The organism is Actinotignum sanguinis, assembly GCF_030230305.1.
Taxonomy (GTDB): Bacteria; Actinomycetota; Actinomycetes; order Actinomycetales; family Actinomycetaceae; genus Actinotignum; species Actinotignum sanguinis.
In genome coordinates this window covers 1-20523 of record NZ_JASPCQ010000003.1, presented here as the reverse complement: position 1 = coordinate 20523, position 20523 = coordinate 1, and the positions used below count along the sequence as shown (strand labels likewise).

The 20523-nt window shown below is 61.5% G+C and carries 21 protein-coding genes; 18 read left to right on the top strand and 3 right to left on the bottom strand.

The annotated features are described in order from the left end of the window. Positions 1–187 precede the first annotated feature (187 nt). The 15 genes from ftsZ to QP828_RS02320 all read left to right on the top strand — a co-directional run bounded on the left by ftsZ (position 188) and on the right by QP828_RS02320 (position 14262). Complete coding sequence (ftsZ, locus tag QP828_RS02390) at positions 188–1399, top strand: cell division protein FtsZ (protein ID WP_274733207.1); 1212 nt, start codon at positions 188–190, stop codon at positions 1397–1399. A 105-nt stretch (positions 1400–1504) separates the two neighbouring features. Next, positions 1505–2320: a purine nucleoside phosphorylase YfiH/LACC1 family protein gene (locus tag QP828_RS02385; RefSeq protein ID WP_284891195.1), complete on the top strand. Its 816-nt coding sequence runs from the start codon at positions 1505–1507 to the stop codon at positions 2318–2320. 40 nt (positions 2321–2360) lie between these two features. Further along, positions 2361–2768 carry a cell division protein SepF gene (locus QP828_RS02380; protein ID WP_274733209.1) on the top strand — a complete coding sequence of 136 codons (408 nt, stop codon included), beginning with the start codon at positions 2361–2363 and terminating at the stop codon, positions 2766–2768. Further along, on the top strand, positions 2768–3061 hold the full coding sequence (locus tag QP828_RS02375) for a YggT family protein (RefSeq protein ID WP_126134614.1): 294 nt from the start codon (positions 2768–2770) through the stop codon (positions 3059–3061). The genes QP828_RS02380 and QP828_RS02375 overlap by 1 nt, the downstream gene beginning before the upstream one ends. A gap of 102 nt (positions 3062–3163) precedes the next feature. Continuing rightward, positions 3164–3739, top strand: coding sequence for a DivIVA domain-containing protein (locus QP828_RS02370; protein ID WP_284891192.1), 576 nt, complete (start codon positions 3164–3166; stop codon positions 3737–3739). 5 nt (positions 3740–3744) lie between these two features. Then, positions 3745–4347, top strand: coding sequence for a signal peptidase II (locus QP828_RS02365; RefSeq protein ID WP_274733212.1), 603 nt, complete (start codon positions 3745–3747; stop codon positions 4345–4347). 1 nt (position 4348) lies between these two features. Beyond that, on the top strand, positions 4349–5269 hold the full coding sequence (locus tag QP828_RS02360; protein ID WP_274734874.1) for an RluA family pseudouridine synthase: 921 nt from the start codon (positions 4349–4351) through the stop codon (positions 5267–5269). Beyond that, entirely contained in the window at positions 5266–5721 is a 456-nt protein-coding gene (locus QP828_RS02355) for a GNAT family N-acetyltransferase (protein WP_126134611.1), read from the top strand. Before QP828_RS02360 ends, QP828_RS02355 begins: the two co-directional genes overlap by 4 nt. Before the next feature lie 10 nt (positions 5722–5731). Beyond that, positions 5732–9262, top strand: a complete 3531-nt coding sequence (dnaE, locus tag QP828_RS02350) for a DNA polymerase III subunit alpha (RefSeq protein WP_274778467.1) — start codon at positions 5732–5734, stop codon at positions 9260–9262. A gap of 23 nt (positions 9263–9285) precedes the next feature. Next, positions 9286–10260, top strand: coding sequence for a metal ABC transporter substrate-binding protein (locus QP828_RS02345; protein ID WP_274733217.1), 975 nt, complete (start codon positions 9286–9288; stop codon positions 10258–10260). Further along, positions 10251–11000: a metal ABC transporter ATP-binding protein gene (locus QP828_RS02340; RefSeq protein WP_274733218.1), complete on the top strand. Its 750-nt coding sequence runs from the start codon at positions 10251–10253 to the stop codon at positions 10998–11000. Before QP828_RS02345 ends, QP828_RS02340 begins: the two co-directional genes overlap by 10 nt. Then, positions 10997–11857, top strand: coding sequence for a metal ABC transporter permease (locus tag QP828_RS02335; protein WP_284891188.1), 861 nt, complete (start codon positions 10997–10999; stop codon positions 11855–11857). The genes QP828_RS02340 and QP828_RS02335 overlap by 4 nt, the downstream gene beginning before the upstream one ends. Beyond that, the gene (locus QP828_RS02330) at positions 11844–12293 is read left to right on the top strand and encodes a Fur family transcriptional regulator (protein ID WP_126134607.1); all 450 of its coding nucleotides are present in this window, start codon (positions 11844–11846) and stop codon (positions 12291–12293) included. Before QP828_RS02335 ends, QP828_RS02330 begins: the two co-directional genes overlap by 14 nt. A 64-nt stretch (positions 12294–12357) precedes the next feature. After that, positions 12358–12819: a VTT domain-containing protein gene (locus QP828_RS02325; protein ID WP_274733220.1), complete on the top strand. Its 462-nt coding sequence runs from the start codon at positions 12358–12360 to the stop codon at positions 12817–12819. 45 nt (positions 12820–12864) lie between these two features. Further along, on the top strand, positions 12865–14262 hold the full coding sequence (locus tag QP828_RS02320) for a glycine--tRNA ligase (protein ID WP_126134605.1): 1398 nt from the start codon (positions 12865–12867) through the stop codon (positions 14260–14262). Here QP828_RS02320 and QP828_RS02315 read toward each other — a convergent pair. Next, entirely contained in the window at positions 14259–14495 is a 237-nt protein-coding gene (locus QP828_RS02315; protein WP_126134604.1) for an RNA-binding S4 domain-containing protein, read from the bottom strand. The genes QP828_RS02320 and QP828_RS02315 overlap by 4 nt on opposite strands. Before the next feature lie 99 nt (positions 14496–14594). Here QP828_RS02315 and QP828_RS02310 point away from each other — a divergent pair, with 99 nt between their 5' ends. Next, positions 14595–15827 carry a carboxylate--amine ligase gene (locus tag QP828_RS02310; RefSeq protein WP_126134603.1) on the top strand — a complete coding sequence of 411 codons (1233 nt, stop codon included), beginning with the start codon at positions 14595–14597 and terminating at the stop codon, positions 15825–15827. A gap of 15 nt (positions 15828–15842) precedes the next feature. Further along, on the top strand, positions 15843–17612 hold the full coding sequence (gene murJ, locus QP828_RS02305) for a murein biosynthesis integral membrane protein MurJ (RefSeq protein ID WP_274733223.1): 1770 nt from the start codon (positions 15843–15845) through the stop codon (positions 17610–17612). A gap of 81 nt (positions 17613–17693) precedes the next feature. Here murJ and QP828_RS02300 read toward each other — a convergent pair whose 3' ends face one another. Next, entirely contained in the window at positions 17694–18926 is a 1233-nt protein-coding gene (locus QP828_RS02300) for a lipid II:glycine glycyltransferase FemX (protein ID WP_274733225.1), read from the bottom strand. A gap of 85 nt (positions 18927–19011) precedes the next feature. Between QP828_RS02300 and QP828_RS02295 the strand changes: the two genes are divergently transcribed. Next, on the top strand, positions 19012–20166 hold the full coding sequence (locus QP828_RS02295) for a YibE/F family protein (protein ID WP_274733226.1): 1155 nt from the start codon (positions 19012–19014) through the stop codon (positions 20164–20166). Positions 20167–20238: 72 nt separating this feature from the next. Here the strand turns inward: QP828_RS02295 and QP828_RS02290 are convergent. Then, positions 20239–20523: PRC-barrel domain containing protein (locus tag QP828_RS02290; protein ID WP_284891184.1), on the bottom strand; the 285-nt coding region annotated here is incomplete at its 5' end.

Below are 20523 nucleotides of genomic sequence, written 5' to 3'. Positions count from 1 at the left end.
CGTCCGCGCCATTCGCACCGTTCCGTGCGATTTCTGCACCGTTTGACCAGATTTCGGCACCGTAGCGCAGATCACTTCGCAACACACCAGCGCGGGGAATTGCACCGTTGTCATTCGCCTACTATCTTGTCCGCGAAGTCAGGAACGAAAAACCTCAAGTTTTACTTGAGGTTCGGGAGGAAAGCTCATGGCCGTAGTTAATAACGCCGCCAATATCAAAGTCATCGGGGTCGGCGGGGGCGGTGTCAATGCCGTTGATCGCATGATTCAAGACGGACTTGCCGGTGTGGAATTTATTGCCGTTAATACCGACGGACAGTCCCTGGTGAAATCCGAAGCGGAAACCAAACTTGATATTGGCCGCGAGGTTTCCAAGGGCCTGGGCGCGGGTGCGGATCCCTCGGTGGGTAAGCGCGCCGCGGAAGAAAACGTGGAAGTTATCCAAAGCGCCCTTGAAGGTGCGGATATGGTGTTCGTCACCGCTGGTGAAGGTGGGGGAACCGGCACCGGTGCCGCCCCCGTGGTTGCCAAGGTGGCTCGGGATCTGGGAGCGCTGACTGTCGGCGTCGTTACTCGTCCCTTTGAATTTGAAGGCGCTCAGCGCGCCAATAACGCCTCCATGGGTATCGCAGAACTGCGCCAAGCGGTGGATACCCTCATTGTTATTCCCAATGATCGCCTTCTGGAGATCGCCGAAGAAGACCTCACCATTATCGAGGCCTACCATCTCGCTGATGAGGTGCTGCGCTCAGGCGTCAAGGGAATTTCTGACCTCATTACCATTCCGGGCCTGGTCAACCTCGACTTCGCGGATGTCAAGGCCATTATGAAGGACGCGGGTACCGCACTCATGGGTATCGGCTCGGCCTCCGGGGAGGATCGTGCGGTGCGCGCCACCGAAAGTGCCATCTCCTCCCCGCTGCTGGAAGCCTCTATTGACGGGGCGCACGGTGTGCTTATTTCCTTCCTGGCCGGCGCGGACTTCGGCATGAAGGAGCTTGCCTCCGCCTCCAAGATGGTCAAGGAAGCGGTGGATCCGAACGCGAATATTATCGTCGGCCAGATTATCGACGAATCGCTCGGTGATGAGGTGCGCGTGACCGTTATCGCCGCGGGCTTCGATGAAGCGCGTGATCACCTGCTGCAGATGGACGGCGTTCCCGCTGGCCACGATACCGTCGAGCCGATCGAGGACCTGGCCCCGGTCGAAGCTGAACCGGAAGTCGAAGCGGTGGCCAGCCCGGCGCACCCGGTGGCCAGCCCGGCCTATCAGGCGGCCCAGCCTGAAGCGCAGCCGGCACCGCAGCGCCCGGGAACCCACCGCGCCATCCCGCCGCGGGTGGAAGAACCGCAACGTTCCGATCTGGATATTCCCTCCTTCCTTTTCGAGGAAAACTAAAGGGACTTCGAGGGAACTACGCGGGCGGGGAACTAAGGGAGCCAAAAGGCTAAGAGATCTAAGAGATCTACGGGAAACGCAGCGCATAGGAAAACTCAGGCAGTAATGACTCGTAACGCTCTGGTGGAGTGGGTAGCGGATATCTCCGTGCCCGGTGGTCGCATCCGGGCGGGATTCACATCCCGCGCCGGCGGGGTATCCCACGCTCCTTTTGCGGGCCTCAATGTGACCCACCACGTGGGGGATGACCCCGCGGACGTGGAGCGTAACCGGGCTCTTCTGGCAGAGCACATCGGGCAGCGCCCCGTCTATATGGACCAGGTGCACGGGGACCACCTTGAAGATGCCGGCGTTCTGACTTCCGCCGGTACCTTCGTGGCCCCCGGCACCGACGGCCTCCTCATTGACATTCCGCGTAGCTCGGGCACCGCACCGGTGCCGAGAGGTGCTGCTGCGGTAGTCATGGTGGCCGATTGCCTCCCCTTGCTCCTAGTGGCGCGTGATCGCCCTGCCGGGGCTGCCGTGCACGTGGGGCGGCGTGGACTGGAGGCCGGTATCGGGCCGGCCGCCGCGCGCGCCCTCGGGCCGGAGCACCTCATCGCCTACCTTGGCCCGTCCATTTGTGGGCGCTGCTATGAAGTGCCCGAGGAACTTCGGGCCAGCGTTGCCGCGAGCGTTCCCGAAGCTGCCGGGCGCACCGCCTGGGGCACTCCCTCCCTTGATATCGCGGCCGGGCTCAGCGCTCAGCTACGCGCCGTCGGGGTACGTGAGATCCACGTCAGTTCTCAGTGCACCCGTGAAGATACCGATTTTTATTCCTACCGCCGTGCATCGCGCACCGGCCGTTTTGCTGGAGTGCTCGCGGTGGACTGTAACGCGCCCGCGGCGCGCCGTGCTGACAAGGCCGGGCGTGTCGCCTAACGTAAAACGAGAACAGTGAGAAGGGTTGGCTGCTATGGGAATGTTCCAGCGTTTTGTCTCTAAGGCAACGCTTAACGACGACGAGTACCTGGATTACCAGGACGACGCCGATTACTACGAAGATGATTACGAGGCGGAATCGGAAAGCCCCGTCAGCGAAATTCACGCTGTGGAGCAGCCCGTGGATATCGCCCGGATCATCACCGCGAAACCGCGTTCCTTCACGGAGGTGCGGGGCTTCGCGGAACAGTTCCGTGACGGCCTGCCCGTCATTATCAACCTGGCCGAAGCCGACGATATTGCGCGTAATCGCATTGTTGACTTCGCCACCGGGATCTGCTTCGGGCTGCACGGGGATCTCAATAAGATTTCCGCAGATGTCCTGCTCATGACCCCGCGTACCGTTCGCATGGAAAACCAGCGCCCGGAGTCGCGCGATTCGTTCTAATGGCAGTAGTTGGAATTATCCTTTCCACCCTCATCAGCATCTATCTTTTGGTGCTGCTCGCGCGGGTGATTATTGATCTAGTAACCATTGCGGCGCGTGATTGGCGCCCCAGTGGCGCCCTTCTCGTTATCGTTAATATTGTCTACGCGCTGACGGACCCGATTCTTAATCTGGTGCGCAAAATTATCCCGCCCTTGCGGCTCGGAGGTATTGCGATTGACATCGGTTTCATCGTTGTTTTTATCGTGCTTCAAATCCTCAACGGGATAATTTTACGTATCTTTGTCTCGTAGTTCGCCCAGATGAGGTAGGCTTTATCCGAGAGCCGTGTGCTCATAACACAGTCACGTGCTCTTAACACAGTTTCGTTACACTACTTGAGGTGAGAAATGGCAATGCTCACGGCACAGGATGTCATGGATGTCCGCTTTAAGCGCCCGGAAACCGCGGAGACCGGTTACGACGAGGTACAGGTCGACGAATTCCTTGACGCGATCTACGAAACCATCGTCGATCTGTCGAAGCAGCTCCAGGAAGCGGAGAATCGCGCCACCGTCGCCGAAGCGCGCGTGACCGAACTCCAGAACGGTTCGGGTGAAGAACCCGCAGCGCCGGACCAGGCCACAACCACCGCGTCCTTCGCTCAGCCCACCGGTACCGTTGGGGAACAGGCGGCTGCCGTGCTCCAGATGGCACAGCAGACCTACGAAGAACTCGTGGCCCGCGGTGAAACTGAGAAAGCTCAGAAGATCCAGGATGCGGAAACCCGCAGCGCCAAGATCATCGAGGATGCCGAAGCTCAGTCCAACCGCACCCTGGCCCAGCTGGAGCAGGAACGCGGTTTGGTGGAGCGTAAGATCTCCGAGCTGCGTGACTTCGAGCGCGATTACCGCACGCGCCTGCACAGCTACCTCGAGACGCTGCTCGCCAACGTCGATTCTGGCGCGCAGGAACCCGAAGCTCGTAACTAGTGCGTATGGTGAGGCGAAGCACCTCGTGGTTCCTCATCCTCGTGGGGGCGCTGGCCGTTGTGGCCATCGACCAACTCACGAAGCAGTGGGCCATCGCTAACCTCAGCCAAACGGAGCGTATCGCCATTGTGGGGGATGCCCTCGGGCTGAACCTGGTCTTTAACCCGGGTGCAGCATTCTCTCTGGGGGCAAATTCCACCCGCGTTATCACCGTCATCGCGCTGGTTGTGGTGCTTGCGGTTTTCCCCGCCCTCGCGGCGCGGGTACGTCACCGGTGGATTGGTGTCGGTCTTGCCCTCATGTGGGGTGGCGCGGCCGGTAACCTCATCGACCGTATCTTCTTCGAACCGGGCGGTTTCGCCGGGCACGTGGTCGATTTCATCGCCTACTTCGACTGGTTCGTAGGGAACGTGGCCGATATTGCGCTGGTGGCCGGGGCCGTGATTATGATCGCTGTAGCATTCTTGATGAACGACGGCGCAGCTTCGGAATCAGCGGATTCTGGCGCCACTGCGGATACCGGAGCACTTCCAGTTTCCCGGTCGGCAGATGCGGTGCGTCCATCAGATTCTGTGCCCGCACCGGGCAGCCCCGAGCGAGGCGACTAGCATGTGGCGGACCTATCCGGTCACGGAAGAATTCAACGACGTACGCATTGATGCCGCTATCGCGCGTCTCACCGGCCTTTCGCGAGCCGAAGTACAGCGCCTGATCGATACCGGGGACGTGCTCCTGGACGGTAACCCGGTGGCGAAATCAGTTCGGCTGCGCGCGCAGAGCATTCTAGAAATCAATATCCCAACCCCGCGCACCGTTGCTCCGCGCGGGGGAGACGTCACCATCCCCATCCTCTACGAGGATGGGGATCTCGTGGTGGTGGATAAACCGGCAGGTCTGGCCGCACACCCTTCCCTCAACTTCACCGGTCCGGACGTCCTGGGCGCTCTTATGAACGCCGGGGTGCAACTCTCCGCCTACGGCCCGGCCGAACGCAAGGGGATTGTGCATCGCTTAGATGTGGGAACCTCCGGGTGTATGGTGGTGGCTAAATCCGAACGCGCCTACGTGCTGCTCAAGGATGAGTTCCGTCAGCGCGTTCCCGAAAAAATCTATCATGCCCTCGTCCAAGGGCATCCCGACCCGCTTTCCGGTACCGTGGATGCCCCTATCGGGCGCGATCCGCGCCACCAGTGGAAAATGGGGGTGCGCGCGGATGGGCGCCATTCCGTTACGCACTATGACACCCTCGAAGCAATGGCCGGAGGTAGCCTCCTCCAGGTTCACCTGGAAACGGGACGCACCCACCAGATTCGGGTGCATATGTCGGCCCTCGGCCACCCCTGCGTGGGCGATGCCACCTACGGGGCCGATCCGGGGCTGAGCGAAACGCTCGGTCTGACCCGCCAGTGGCTGCACGCCACCCATCTCGGCTTCGAACACCCGGACGGCAGCTGGCGCGAATTCGAGGCTCCCTACCCGGCGGATCTCGCCACCGCGCTCGAACGTATGCGAGCGGGAGTTTTTTCATGACGACGGCGCAGCTACGTTGCCGCGAGGGAGATCTGGAGCGGGCGCGCGCCCTCCGCATCGAAGTCTTTTGCGGGGAGCAGGGCGTGCTGCTGGAAGAAGAACTTGACGATATAGACGAACGCGCCCACCACGTCGTCGTCGAAAACACAGCGGGTGAAGCACTCGGAACCGCGCGGGTATACGCAACCGATGAGGGCGTTGTACACCTGGGGCGGGTGTGCGTACGCCACTGCGCCCGCGGGCTGGGCGTGGGCCGTGTCGCCTGTGAGGCCGCGGCCCAGATCGCGCTGCGCGAATTCGGACACGCCGGGCAGGTGCGCATTGTCCTCGATGCTCAAGAGGACAAAATCGGCTTCTACCGGGCCCTCGGCTACGAACTCACCGCCCGCGAACCCTTCCTGGACGCGCGCATCTGGCACCGGGAAATGGCGCGGATAGTGAGCGCTGGATAGACTAGGCCCCATGGCCGCTCCCTCAGATTTCGTTCACCTCCACACCCATACCGAATACTCCCTGCTGGACGGGGCCGCGAAAATCAAGCCGTTGGTAGCGCAGGCCGTTGCCCAACATCAAAGTGCGCTGGCCATTACCGATCACGGCTACTGCTTCGGCGCCTATGAGTTTTACCGGGCCTGTAAGGACGCGGGTATCAAGCCGATTATCGGGGTGGAAGCATATATGACTCCGGGTACCTCGCGCTACTCCAGCAACCGGGTGCTGTGGGGGGATGAATCGCAGCGCAGCGACGATGTGTCCGCGCGCGGAGCCTATACCCATATGACGCTGCTGGCCATCAATAACACCGGGATGCATAACCTTTTCCGGCTTGATTCGCGCGCCTCGCTGGAAGGCCAGATGGGCAAATGGCCCCGCATGGATATCGAGCTTCTCGAGGAGCTGCACGAAGGTCTCATCGGCACCGCCGGTTGCCCCTCCGGGGAGGTGCAAACCCGGCTGCGGCTGGGGCAGCACGCCGAAGCTCTGGAAGCCGCCGGGCGGATGCAGGAGATCTTCGGTAAAGAAAACTATTTCGTGGAAATCATGGACCACGATAATGAAATCGAGCGGCGCACCCGCAATGATCTGCTGGATCTCGCTAAGAAAATCAATGCGCCGCTGCTGGCCACCAATGATTCGCATTATGTGCGCGCGGAGGATCATTCCGTCCAGGATGCCATGCTCTGCATTAACTCCGGTTCCACCCTCCAGGATCCCAACCGTTTCAAATTCGATGGCCACGGCTACCACCTGCGTTCCACCGAAGAAATGTACCGTCTCTTCGGGGACCTACCCGGAGCCATGGAAAACACCCTGCTGGTGGCCGAACGCTGCAATATCTCCTTCACCACCGCCGCCGAAGGCGCTAATTACATGCCGGTATTCCCGGTTCCCGCAGGGGAGGACATCACCTCCTGGTTCATTAAAGAAGTGGAACGCGGCTTGCATTCGCGCTATGGGGAGCATATTCCCGATCATGTGCGCCAGCGCGCCAATTACGAGGTGGAGGTCATCGTCCAGATGGGCTTCCCCGGCTACTTCCTCGTGGTGTCCGATTACATTCTGTGGGCCAAACGCAATGGCATCCGGGTGGGCCCGGGGCGTGGCTCCGGGGCCGGTTCCATGGTGGCCTACGCGCTGCATATCACCGAATTGGATCCCATCGAACACGGCCTCCTCTTCGAACGTTTCCTCAACCCGGAACGCGTATCTATGCCTGATATTGACGTGGATTTCGATGAACGGCGCCGCGGGGAAGTCATCGCGTACGTTGAAGATAAATACGGGCATGACAAAGTCTCCCAGGTGGTCACCTTCGGCACCATTAAAACGAAGCAGGCCCTCAAGGACGCCTCCCGGGTGCTCGGTTACCCCTTCGAGATGGGCGAACGCCTCACCAAGGCCCTCCCGCCCTCGGTCATGGGCAAAGACATCCCGCTCTCCGGCGTTTTTGATGAAAAGAATTCCCGCTATATGGAAGCCGGGGAATTCCGCGATATGGTCTCCACCGATGTGGATGCCAAACGTGTTTTCGACCTGGCCCAAGGCATCGAAGGGCTCACCCGCCAGTGGGGTGTGCACGCCTGCGCCATCCTTATGTCCTCGGTCCCGCTCACCGATGTTATCCCGGTGATGAAACGTCCGGCTGACGGTGCGGTCATCACCCAATTCGAATACCCCGAATGCGAGGACCTTGGCATCCTCAAAATGGACTTCCTAGGGCTGTCCAATCTCACCACGATTGAGGACGCCCTGGAAAATATCGTGGCGAATAATAAAGAGCCGCTCGATATCGATAATGTTCCCCTCGATGATGAGCGCACCTTCGAGCTGCTCCAGCATGCAGATACCCTCGGTATTTTCCAGCTGGATGGTTCGGGGATGCGCACGCTGCTCAAGCAGATGAAACCCACCAACTTCGAGGACATTTCCGCGGTGTCCGCGCTCTACCGCCCCGGCCCCATGGGGATGAACTCCCATACCAATTACGCGCTGCGCAAGAACGGCCTGCAGAAAATCGAGGCAATCCATCCCGAACTGGAGGAGATCCTCGAGCCGATTCTGGCCCCCACCTACGGCCTGATCGTCTACCAGGAACAGATCATGCAGATCGCCCGGACGGTGGCCGGTTTCACCATGGGCCAGGCAGATTCACTGCGTAAAGCCATGGGTAAGAAGAAAAAAGACGTCATGGATAAGATGTACGTCGATTTCGAAGCCGGGATGGTGGCCCAGGGCTTTAGCAAGGACGCGGTGAAAACCCTGTGGGGCACCATGGAGCCCTTCGCGTCCTACGCGTTCAATAAGTCCCATTCGGCCTGCTACGGCGTGATCTCCTACTGGACGGCCTACCTGAAAGCCCACTACCCGGTGGAATACATGGCGGCCCTCCTCACCTCCCGCAAAGACAATAAAGACAAAATGGCGGTCTACCTCGGGGAAGCCCGTCGCATGGGCATCCGGGTGCTCGTCCCCGATGTGAACGAATCCCTGGCGAATTTCTCCGCCGTGGGGGAGGAGATCCGCTTTGGGCTGTCCGCGGTGCGCAACGTGGGCGCGAAAGTCGTGGACGGCATTATTAGCGCCCGCGAAGAAAAGGGTGCCTTCACTTCTTTCCAGGACTTCCTCGATAAGGTTCCTCTCGAGGTCCTCAATAAGCGCAGCGTGGAATGCCTCGTGCGCGCCGGGGCTTTCGATTCCATGGGCTATACCCGCCGCGCCTTGCTCTCCAAAGTCGCGGAAGCGGTGGATGCCGTCGTCGCCCTGAAGAAGAATGAAGCGGTGGGGCAGTTCGATTTGTTCGGCGGTTCGGAAATCGCCGGCGGGGTGGAGGTCGATATCCCCGAGCTGCCCGAATGGGATAAACGCGAAAAGCTCAACCTCGAGCGCGATATGCTCGGCCTGTATGTTTCCGACCACCCGCTCTCCGGCATGGAACATATTTTGGATCGCGCGGCCGATACCACGGTGGTGCGTCTTTTGGACGACGACGCCGCAACGGACGGGCGGACTGTGACCTTGGCCGGACTCGTGACAGCTGTCCAGCCGCGCATCTCCAAGAAAAACGGGAAGATGTGGGCGACGATTGTTCTGGAGGATATGACGGGCAGTACGGAGATCAACTTCTTCCCGGCCACCTACCAGACCGTGGCCGGGCTGCTCGCCCCGGATCAGGTAGCCATTATTACCGCGCGCGTCTCGGATCGTGATGGCAATATTCAGCTCTCCGCACAGGATATGAAAATTCCCAGCGGTGACCTGCTCCCGGATTCGCCCGTGGACGTTCAGCTGGCGGAGCGCATGTGCACCCGCGATCTGCTCGGGCAGCTCAGCGAGTTGCTGCAGCTCTACCCGGGGAGTGCCCCGGTGCGGCTCCATATCCAGCGCCCCGGCCGCACCTCGGTGGTGCAGGTGGGCCAAGAATTTTATGTTAAACCCGAAGCGCGTTTCTTCTCCGATCTCAAGGTGCTCCTCGGGCGTAACTGCTTGGTCTAGTTCGCGTTGGGTAGACTGGCCGGGTGAAGAAAACTTTGACTCGTATGGTGGCGCTGCTCGGATGCACAGCGCTGCTGGGATCCACCGCGCTGCTGGCCGGCTGCCAGCCATCCTCCACCTCGCCCGCGGATAGCGCCGCAAGCTCCGCAGCTGCACCGAGCGCGGATACCGCGCGCATTGGTGTGACGGCATCGTTCACCCCGATCCGGTGGCTCGCTGAACAGATCGGCGGGGATTACGTGGAGGTCACCTCCGCCACCCCCACCAATGTGGAACCCCATGACTACGAGTTCTCCCCGAAGCAGGTCGCGGAACTGGAAGCCACGGACGTCATCTTCTACGTCGCCGGATTCCAGCCCTCCCTCGATGCGGCGATTTCCACCATTGGGGGTGGTAACGCTGTCAATCTGGCCGATGCCGCCAAGCTGGTTCACCACCGCGGTCTAGCCGATAATCACGGGGATGAAGCTACCGAAGCCGGGCGCGTTCTGGATCCGCATTTTTGGCTTGATCCGGTGCGGATGCGGGACGTAGGCGAAGCCATCACGGCGTCGCTTTCCTCCATGGACCCGGAGCATCGCGCTGATTTCGAGGCAAATTTCGCGCGCCTCAAGAACGAGCTATCCGATCTCAATTCGCGCTATTCCACGGGTCTCGCCCAGTGCGCTACTACTACCGTGGTGTCCTCCCACGCGGCTTTCGGTTACCTCACGGACCGTTATAACCTCGTCCAGGTGGGAATCTCGGGGATTGACCCGGATCAGGATCCCTCCCCGCTCGATATTTCCGAAGTGAAACGCATTATGGCGGAAACCGGGACCCGCACCATCTTCGCGGAAGTAAATAGCCCCGCGAAAACCGCCGAGGCCATCGCCGCGGAAACCGGCGCGCAACTCTCCTCGCTGAGCACCGCGGAATCCGATCCGGATGGCGCAGGTTACCTGAGCATTATGGATACCAACCTCGCCCACCTGCGTGAGGGATTGCAGTGCCAGTAAGTCCGTCCCCGGCACCCGGCACGGGCGCGATATCCGTTGCGGGCCAGGCCCCGGCGCAGCCTACGCTTCCCCCGGCCCTCCTTGCCCGCGACCTGTGTATTACCCTGGGCGGGCGCGAGATCGTGCATTCGGCCCACCTGGAGATCGCGGCCGGGGAATCGGTGGGGATCTTCGGGCCCAATGGCTCGGGTAAATCCACCCTCGTCAAGGGGCTTCTCGGCGTCGTTGCCCACACCGGAACCGCGCAAATTTTCGGGGCGGATACCGCGCGCCCGCGCCAGGTGCCCTGGCACCGGGTGGGCTACGTGCCCCAGTCGATGGTGCACGCCGGGAACCTGCCCGCCACCGCGCTGGAAGTTGTGCGCTCCGGCTTACTATCCGGGCGTCACCTTTTCGCGGATAAGGGGAAAGCGGCCCGCGCCGCAGCCTATGACGCCCTCGCGGCGGTGGGACTGGAAGATCGCGCCCAGGATCCGGTACGGGTCTTTTCCGGCGGCCAGCAGCACCGCGTCATGATCGCCCGCGCGCTGGTGCGCCGCCCCGATCTACTGGTGCTTGACGAACCGCTGGCCGGGATCGATGCCCGCGCCCGCGCCGATCTGGCCGATATCCTCACCCGCCTGCACGGCGCGGGGCTCACCCTCGTGATGGTGCTCCACGAACGCGGGGAACTCGCTCACCTGGTGCACCGCGATATCCAGGTATCAGATGGCTACGTTCACGGGGGAGTGGTGCAATGATCGCAGATATTCTTTCCTCGCCCCTCATGATGCGTTCCCTGCTGGTAGCGGTACTCGTGGGGTTGGCGGCGCCGGTGGTGGGCAGCTACCTCGTCCAACGCGGCATGGCCCTCATGGGCGACGGTATCGGGCACGTGGCTCTCACCGGGGTGGCCCTCGGCTGGCTCACCGGCACGTGGTTGCACGGCCAACCCGAACGTTTCGCGGTGCCCGGTGCCCTCGTTATCGCGGTGCTCGGCGCCCTCATTATCGAATGGGTGCGGTCCGCGGGAATCACCTCGGGGGATACCGCGCTCGCGATTTTGTTCTACGGGGGTATTGCCTGCGGGGTGCTGCTCATTTCCCTTGCGGGTGGCACGACGGCGAACCTCAACTACTACCTCTTCGGCTCAGTTACCACGGTCACGGGGCAGGACGTGTGGTACACCGTGGCCCTCACCGTGGTTATCCTCGCGGTGGGTATCGGGCTGCGCGGCCCGCTTTTCTCCGTGACGAACGACGAAGACTTCGCGCGTGCCTCGGGACTGTCGGTGCGGGCCTTTAATATCCTCATCGCGGTCACGGCAGCGCTCACGGTCGCGGTGTCCATGCGGGTGGTGGGCATTCTGCTGGTGTCGGCCATGATGATCGTCCCGGTGGCCACCGCCCAGCTGGTGTGCTCCTCCCTGGCGCATACCCAGCGCCTGGCCATGGGGCTCGGATGCGGAGCCGCACTTGTCGGATTGGTCATTACCCGCTATGTTTCTGCCTCTCCGGGGGCTATGATCGCGGTGATTCTCATTGCCGGGTACGCGGCCGTGGCAATGGTATCTACGCTGGTACGGCGCAATCACAGGAGGGTTCATGAACGCGTCTAAACCGCGGGTAACTGCCCAGCGGATCGCCATTTCGAAGATGGTGGAAACGATCCCGGAATTTGTTTCTGCCCAGGAGCTCCACGAAAAGCTTTCTCGGGAGGGCCGGCGCATCGGGCTCGCCACCGTGTATCGCACCTTGCAGGCCATGGCGGAGGAGGGGATTCTCGATACCATGCAGGAGGGGACCGAAACTCTCTACCGCTATTGTGAAACCGAAGAACACCACCACCATCTCATGTGCCGGCGCTGCGGCAAAACCGTGGAAATCGCACTCGAAGGTGCCGAAGATTGGGTGCGTTCCATTGCCACCGCCAACGGTTTCTCGGATGTGGACCACACCCTTGAACTCATTGGGGTCTGCTCCGATTGCGCCGGGCAAACAACCGGGCGGGGTGGGCAGGGAACGAGCCGCACCGGAGAAAGCGCGGGTCGCTGAGCATGGATTCTTTTGCGTTCCTGGCCGGGCGTTCCTTTGCCTTCGTCTATCTTTTCCTTTTCCTGTGGTTTCCTTGCGCTCCAGCGCCACCTTCTGGTTGGGCCGCTATGCCGCTTACCTGGTGGCGCGCCAGCGTGAACCGCGCAATCGCCTCGCCCACCGCGCCTGGGCCTGGGCGCATGACGAACGCGTTATCGCGGCCTCGGCACGGGTGGCGCGCCGCGGCTGGCCCCTCGTCACTCTCTGCTTCTTCACCATCGGCGTGCAAACCGTCATCCTCATCGGCGCCGGGCTCACCCGTATGAGCGGCTGGCGTTTCACCTTGGCCGCGCTTCCCGGCTGGCTGGGGTGGGCGGCGATCTACTCCACGGTGGGTATGCTCGCCTTGCGAGCGGTATGGGCAGCTATTTTCGGTAACCCGTGGGGGATAGCCGCAGTGGTGGTGCTGGGCGTCGTCGTCGCATATTTCCTTTTCGTTTTCCGCACCGGCCGGGACCGCGCGGAAACGGGCGCGGCGGTAGACTAGACGGGCCACGCATCATCCGGATGCGCGCAATAGAAAGGAACAACGTTGGCTAAGCCTGCTCCCTCCCGTCTCGATAACGTTATTTCTTTGGCCAAGCGCCGCGGTTTCGTGTTCCCCGCCGGGGAAATTTACGGCGGCACCCGCTCGGCCTGGGATTACGGCCCGCTGGGAACCGAGCTGAAAGAAAATATTAAGCGCCAGTGGTGGCGTTACATGGTGCAAAGTCGCGATAACGTTGTCGGCATTGACTCCTCCATTATTTTGCCGCGGGAAGTGTGGGTGGCATCCGGGCACGTCGGGGTGTTCAACGATCCGCTCATCGAATGCCTCAACTGTCACAAGCGCCTGCGCATGGACCAGCTCCAGGAAGCCCAGGCCGCGAAGAAGCATATTGACGACCCGGATTCCATTACCACCGCGGAGCTGGGCTGCCCGCATTGCGGGGTGAAGGGCCAATGGACCGAGCCGCGCGATTTTAACATGATGCTGAAAACCACCCTCGGCCCGGTGGAAGACGAATCCGGCCTGCACTACCTGCGCCCGGAAACCGCCCAGGGTATTTTCGTCAATTTCGCGAATGTACAAACTACCTCGCGCAAGAAGCCACCGTTCGGCATCGGCCAGATCGGCAAGTCTTTCCGCAATGAAATCACCCCCGGAAACTTCATTTTCCGCACCCGTGAATTTGAGCAGATGGAACTGGAGTTCTTCGTCAAGCCCGGGGAGGATGAAGAATGGCACCAGTACTGGATTGACCAGCGCCTAGATTGGTACAAGGACCTGGGGATCAACCCGGAGCACCTGCGCCTGTACGAACACCCCCAGGAAAAGCTCTCCCATTACTCCAAGCGCACCGTGGATATCGAATACAAATTCGGGTTCCAGGGATCGGATTGGGGCGAGCTGGAAGGCATCGCCAACCGTACCGATTTTGACCTCACCACCCATATGAAGCATTCGGGTAAGGATCTGTCCTACTTCGACCAGGCCAGCGGGGAACGCTATGTTCCTTACGTGATTGAGCCCTCCGCTGGGCTGACCCGTTCGCTCATGGCTTTCCTCGTGGATGCTTACGTGGAAGATGAGGCGCCCAATACCAAGGGCGGGGTGGATAAGCGCACCGTGCTGCGCTTGGATCCGCGCCTGGCACCCGTCAAGGCCGCGGTGCTCCCGCTCTCGCGCAATGAGAAGCTCACCCCCTTGGCGGCGGATCTTGCCGCGCGCTTGCGGGCCTCGTGGAATGTTGATTTCGACGACGCAGGAGCGGTCGGGCGCCGCTACCGCCGCCAGGATGAAATTGGCACCCCGTACTGCGTGACCGTGGACTTCGATACCCTCGAAGACCAGGCGGTCACGGTACGCGACCGCGACACCATGGAGCAGGTCCGTATCCCGCTAGAGAAGGTGGAGGGCTTCCTGGCCCAGAAACTGGTGGGCTGCTAGAGGCTCGTCACTCGTACGCGCAGCGCGCCGCGCGGCTGGGCGAGGGCAACCACATCGCCCTCCGCCAGCGCGCTGCCGCGGCGGGTTTCTACCCGACCGTTCACGCTAATATCGCCCGCTTCGATAAGCTCGCGGGCCTCGGCGCCCGAAGCCGCCAACGATGCTAATTTCACGAACTGGCCGAGTTTAATAGGCAAACGAACCTCGATGCTGGGGATAGCGGTGTCGGTCATGACGGTCCTTTCACGTGGCCGGAGTGCTGGCTTCTACTTTAGCGCGGCGCTGCTAGCATAATGATCGTGCCCGCGGCGGGGCGCGGAGGGAGAACACGTATGGATGCACTGCCGGTGATCTTCGGTAATGAGGTGGAAGCCTATAGTTTTGCGCGGCTTTTCCACGAAACCTACGGGGTGAATTCGCTCGTCGTTGCCGAATACCCGCGCGGGCATATTAATAACTCCTCGATTCTCTCGGTGCGGTACTGCGAACGCCGCATTATGGAGGACGAAGAAAAATTCGTGGCCTTGCTTAACTCCCTGGCCGCGGAGTTCGCGGATCGTACCCTCATCTGCCTCGTTAACGTTGACGAGGGTGTGGACGTTATTGTGCGTAACCGGCACCGTTTGGCGTCGAATTGGTTCTTCCCTTTCGCCGCCCCGGAGGTCGTGGACCTGGCAAATTCGAAAGAGGCGATGGCGCAGGTATACGAAAAGGTGGGGGAGGCGGCCCCGCGGCGCGCCGTCGTCCATTTATCCCGACCCGAAACCTGGGACGCGGCCCTCGCCGCGCTGCCGTTCCCCATTGTGGTGAAACCCGCGCGCGCGGATAACCCCACCTCGCTGTACGCCACGGGTCTGAAAAAGGTGGAGGTATTCGACGACGCCGCCGCAGCCCGCGCGAAATTTGCCATGCTTGCCGGCCGCCAGGTTGGTATTGACCTCATCGCCCAAGAGCTTATTCCGGGGGATGACACCACCCAGTGGGTTGTCAATGGCTATATTGATTCACGCGGGCACCTCAGCGCGATTGGCTCGGGGCGGGTATTACTGGGACTGCATGAGCCTTCTCTTATCGGCAATGCTGGGATTATCCTCACGGATCCGGATGGTTTCCTCACCGACCGGGCCGAACGGATCGTGCGGGAGGTTGGCCTGCGGGGCTTCTTCTCCATGGACGTGAAAATAGATCCGCGCACCGGCCGGGCCTACTGGCTGGATCTCAACCCGCGGGCCGGGCGCGGGCACTACTACCTTAAGGTGGGCGGGGTGAATCTGGCGCGCGCCCTGGTGGCGGATATCGCCGGGGAAACCGCGCCCCTCCAACGGGTTAACCGCGCCGGTATTTTCGCGATTATTCCCGCGTGGCTGGCGGGCCGGAACTACGTGCGCGATCCGCAGCTGGCTGCGCAGGTGCGGCGAGTGCGCCGGCGTGGCCCGGTGGTCAATCCGATTGCCTATAGCAAGGACCGCCACCTGAAACGCGCTATTTTCCGGATGCTTTCCGATATTCGTGCGGTGCAGAAAATGCGGCGCTTCTACCCGCATCCCACCGAATCTGGATTCTAAGGCTAAGCTCAAGGCATGCGTTTCTTCCCCCCGCGCCGCCCGACCGGGCGGCATTTTGTGGCCGATGATTGTGCCGATGCCCGCCCGGAGCTAGCGGAGCCCGATACCTCCGCTAGTTCCGGTGCAAAAAGCGCGAGTGCCGCGCGGGCCTCCATCATCATGTTCTTCGGTACGCTCGTCTCGCGCATCCTCGGCCTGGTGCGTTCCCCGATTCTCCTCGGTGCGGTGGTGGGCCTAACCTCGCCGGCTGGAAATGCTTTCGGGATTGCCAATAAGCTCCCGAACCTCATCTACATGATTATTGTGGGCGGTCTGGTCAACGCGGTGCTGGTGCCGGCGATCGTGCGGGCCACCAAACGGGGGGAGAAAGAAGGCGCCGCTTTTATTAACAAGCTCCTCACCGTGGCGATTGTGGGCCTGGGGGCGGTGACGGTGCTTATTACCCTGGCTGCGCCCGCCGTGGTGAAAGTTATGGCGGCCACCATGTCCGAGGATTGGTATCGTCTCACGGTGGCCTGGGCCTACTGGTGCCTGCCTCAGATTTTCTTCTACGGCATGTACACCGTTATCGGGCAGATCCTCAACGCCCGCGAAAACTTCGGGCCCTATATGTGGGCGCCGGCTCTCAATAACGTGGTGGCGGTTCTCGGGATGCTCGCCATTCTTGCTATTTTTGGTTCGGCCACCCCGGAGGATGCTCTGGAAGCCGGGCGGTGGACCGCCTCGCGGGTGGGCTGGCTCGGTGGTATTTCCACCCTGGGGATCGTGGCCCAAGCGCTTATCCTTATCTGGCCGCTGCGCCGCCTGGGTATCCATTTCCGTTTCGATTTCCGGTGGCGTAATTCCGGGTTGGGGGCGGCCGGCCGGGCTTCCTGGTGGATGCTCCTCATGATGGTCACCTCGATTATCCCGACGGCGCTCATTTCCAATGCCGCCGCCGGGGCCTCTGACCGGGCCATTCGCATGGGCATGAATTCGGAGTACGTCGCGGGTAATTTCGCCTACGACACCGCCTACACTATCTACTCCCTACCCACCTCGCTTTTCGTCGTTTCTATTGCCACCGCGGTCTTTACCCGGATCTCGCGGGCGGCCGCGGATGGGGATAGGGATCGCATGCGCCGCGATGTTTCCCGCACCCTGCGCATCGTCTCCACCATCATGTTCCTGGCGGCCATCGGTCTCATGGTTTTCGCGGTTCCCGTCTCGCGGCTTTTCGCTATTACGTCGAGCGCGGAGCAGGCGGTCACCCTGGGGAAAGTGGTGGCTTCCATGGCCCTCGGGCTCTTTGGGATCGGCGCGGTGAGCGTACTCGACCGCGTCTACTACGCCTTTGAGGACACCCGCGGTGCCTTCCTCATTAGCTTGCCGTTCCAGGGCGCCTCCTGCGTGCTCACGGTATTCTGCGCGCTGCTGCCACCCCAGCACGTGGTGTGGGCGGTGGGCATTGTGGGCTCCCTCGCCAATATTTTTGCGGTCATCGTGATGTTGTGGCACCTGTCCCCGCGCATGGGTGGGGTCGACGGCGCCACCCTGACATCCTTCCATCTCAAACTCCTGGCGATTTCCGGGCTGGCGGCCGCGGCCGGCTACGGGGCGGCGCGCCTGGTGGGCCCCGTCTTTAGCCCCATGACCCCGGCGCAGGCACTCCTGGCCCTCATCGTGGGAGGAAGCGTCATGGTGCTGATCTACGTGGGCGGTATGAAACTCGCAAAAATGGAAGAAATCGACGTGCTTTTCCGCCCCGTGGCGAAGATCCTGGCCCGGTTGCGCCGGCGTTCATGAGTCCGCGCGGGGAACTAGCCGGGCTGCGCCGGTGGCGCAGCCCCGTCGTCGTACCGCTGCCGCGGCACCGTGCCGGAAAAGCTAGAGCAGCGCTCCCGTGAGCCTGGCCTCCGGGCGCAGCGGCAGGGCGAAAGTGCCGATAAATTCCTCCACGTTCCCGTTGAGTTTGCGTTTGTACTCAAGCACCGGGTAATCAGGAGCGGACTCGTCAAAAATCCCGGAAATCCCGAGAGTGTTATAGGTGGAAATATCGTGGGCGGCCGCCCAGCGCAGCAGGGTGGATTCCACCGGGTAATCGCGATTATAGGTGGTGAAATCCTTATTGAAGCCGCGGAGCAGCTGCACCAGTTCGTCACCCCAGCGGAAAGCCAGTACCCCGGCGAAAGGCACATTAGTGCCGTAACGCTGCGCTAAATCGCGGGCCTCGGTTTCCTGCTTGACCAGGGAGGCGCGCTGGTTACCGAGCTCCTTGAGCGCTCCCGCCTTTTTGCGAGTATGCGGCTCGGTGGAATTCTGTGCGATCTGCTCATCGAGGCGGGCAATATTCGCGGTGATCTCCTCCAGGTAGGTGGCCGGATGCGCGTAGGCAATCGCGAGGAAAGCCCGCTCCGGGCCCAGTTTCTCCATCATCGCGGTATACAGGTGCGCGGAATAATCCGAGATTTCGGCCATCTCGGTGCGCTCGCGCGAGGATTCGTAAAGCTGGTGGAAAGTCTCCCACAACTCCACGCCTCCGGTACGCACCTCCACGCCGTAGCGCCCCACGTGCTTAACCTGGCGACGCATCGTTTTTGTGAGGGAATCAGCGATTTCCTCGAAGCTCTTTCCAGCAATATCCTTCGTATAAATAAAATGAATATCGGCCGGGTCATTGGGATCCACCGCGACGCGCTGGAAGCCGGCCGCGCTCAGCTGCGCAGTTACCCGCGTACCCAGGGCAGAATCCGCCATTTTGTCAGTGTCCGTGTAGAAAGCCGCGGGAACATTAGGCGTGATACGCAAGGCGATCACCCGTTTCTTCGCGGCGAGGTAGCCCTTGAGCTCCGTGAAAAAGAAATCCACCAGCTCGGCATCTTCCCAATCCAGGGTGGGGCCGTTGGTAATAATGGCGCGAGTGAAAAGCTTTTTCCACGGCTGGTAGGTTATAAGGGCGACGCCGCGCAGCTCGGAGCCCTCGCGTACCCCCACATAATCAACGGTATCTCCCTGCTCCGTGCGCCACTGGCCGTATTCGGGAAGCTGAGCGAGGAAGAGTCGCGAGCTGTGGCGGGTGGCGGAGGCGTACTCTTCGGCAGTCAACGTGGTGAAATGCATGTAGATAGTCTAATGATGACGGGCGAACAAGCCCGGGAAGAAACACCGGTTTCCACGCGCGGCGGTGGGCCGGTAGCCTGAAGGCGTGCATCATCATTCAGATATCGAGGTACCGGCGCGGGTGCGCCGTAAAGTTGGGCGCCTGCTCGCCGCTATTGTTGTGCCACTCGCCCTTCTTACCGTGATTGCGCTGGTCGTGCTGTGGCCGCGCGGGGAGTCCCCGGTGGGCTCTATCCCGCTTAATTCGCCGGGTGTGAGCATGGTGAGCGGGCCGATCACCTCGGTGGGGGAAACGGATGCGCAAGGCCAAACGCCGGTGGAGATGGAAGTGGAGGGCGTATCCGTTCCCGTGCATGTTCCGGCGGAGGTGGTGGCTTCCGGGCTGGCCGTGGGGGATGTTATTGAGGCCCGTTTCAATCCTGCCATGGTCACCTCCGGTACCGCCCATATTTTCGTTGATTTTGAGCGCGGGGTGCCCCTGGCGCTCCTGGCCGGACTCTACGTGCTAGTCATTGTGGCGGTGGCACGCTGGAAGGGCCTGGCGGCGCTCGCGGGCTTAGGGGTATCCCTCCTGGTGGTCGGGTTCTTTATTATCCCGGCGCTGGCCGGTGGCGGTCATGCTTTCGCGGTGGTGCTGACCGGGGCGTCAGCGATGATGTTCGCATCGATTTATCTGGCCCATGGCATTTCGATCCGTACGACCACCGCGATTATCGGAACTTTCCTCGGGCTTCTTATTACCACGGCGGTCGCGGTGTGGGCGGTGGGCGCCCAGAATCTCAGTGGCACGGGCGGGGAACAAACCGCAATGCTCTCCTGGAGCCTGGGCGGTATTAATATGCGTACTCTGCTGCTGGCGGGGATTATTCTGGCCGGGCTGGGTGCCCTCAATGACGTCACCATTACCCAGGTTTCTACCATTTGGGAGCTGCACGCCGAATCGCCGAGCACACCGCGCCGCCGCCTCATACGCCGCGGGATGGCCATCGGGCGCGACCATATCGCCTCAACCGTTTATACGCTGGCTTTCGCCTACGTGGGAGCTTCGCTGCCCCTTCTGATTCTCGCCTCGATTTACCAGCGGTCTTTCCTTGACCTCATGCAGGTGGAGCAGATCGCGGAGGAGATCACCCGCACCTTGGCCGCTTCCGTTGGCTTGGTGCTGGCGATTCCTTTGACGACGGCGGTAGCCGCGCTTCTCGCCCCCGTGGCCCCCGGGCGGGATCGGGTGAACGCCTAGTTTGTGGCTCCACGGTGCAACCAAGCAGCGGGAGAAACGTTGAGGAGCGGATTCCCCTTGGAGATCCGGTGGCTAAGCATCGATAGCGTGCTCGTTGCCGTCGGCAATATCGGTGAGGGTGAAATGTTCGTAAATGCGTTGCTGTTGGTCTTCGGTGAGGCCGTCCTCCACTGACCAGGCCGGAGCGCTGGCCACCGCTTCTGCAGAAACCGCGAGGATGAGCTTGCCCTCCACCAGGCGCGAACCGCGCAGCGGAACCAGGGCGGAGCGAAGATTGAATAATCCCCGCCCAATGAGGGCGAAGGTGGGTTGCCCGCTGGCGTCATCGAGGAACACTTCACGCACCGGCCCGATTTC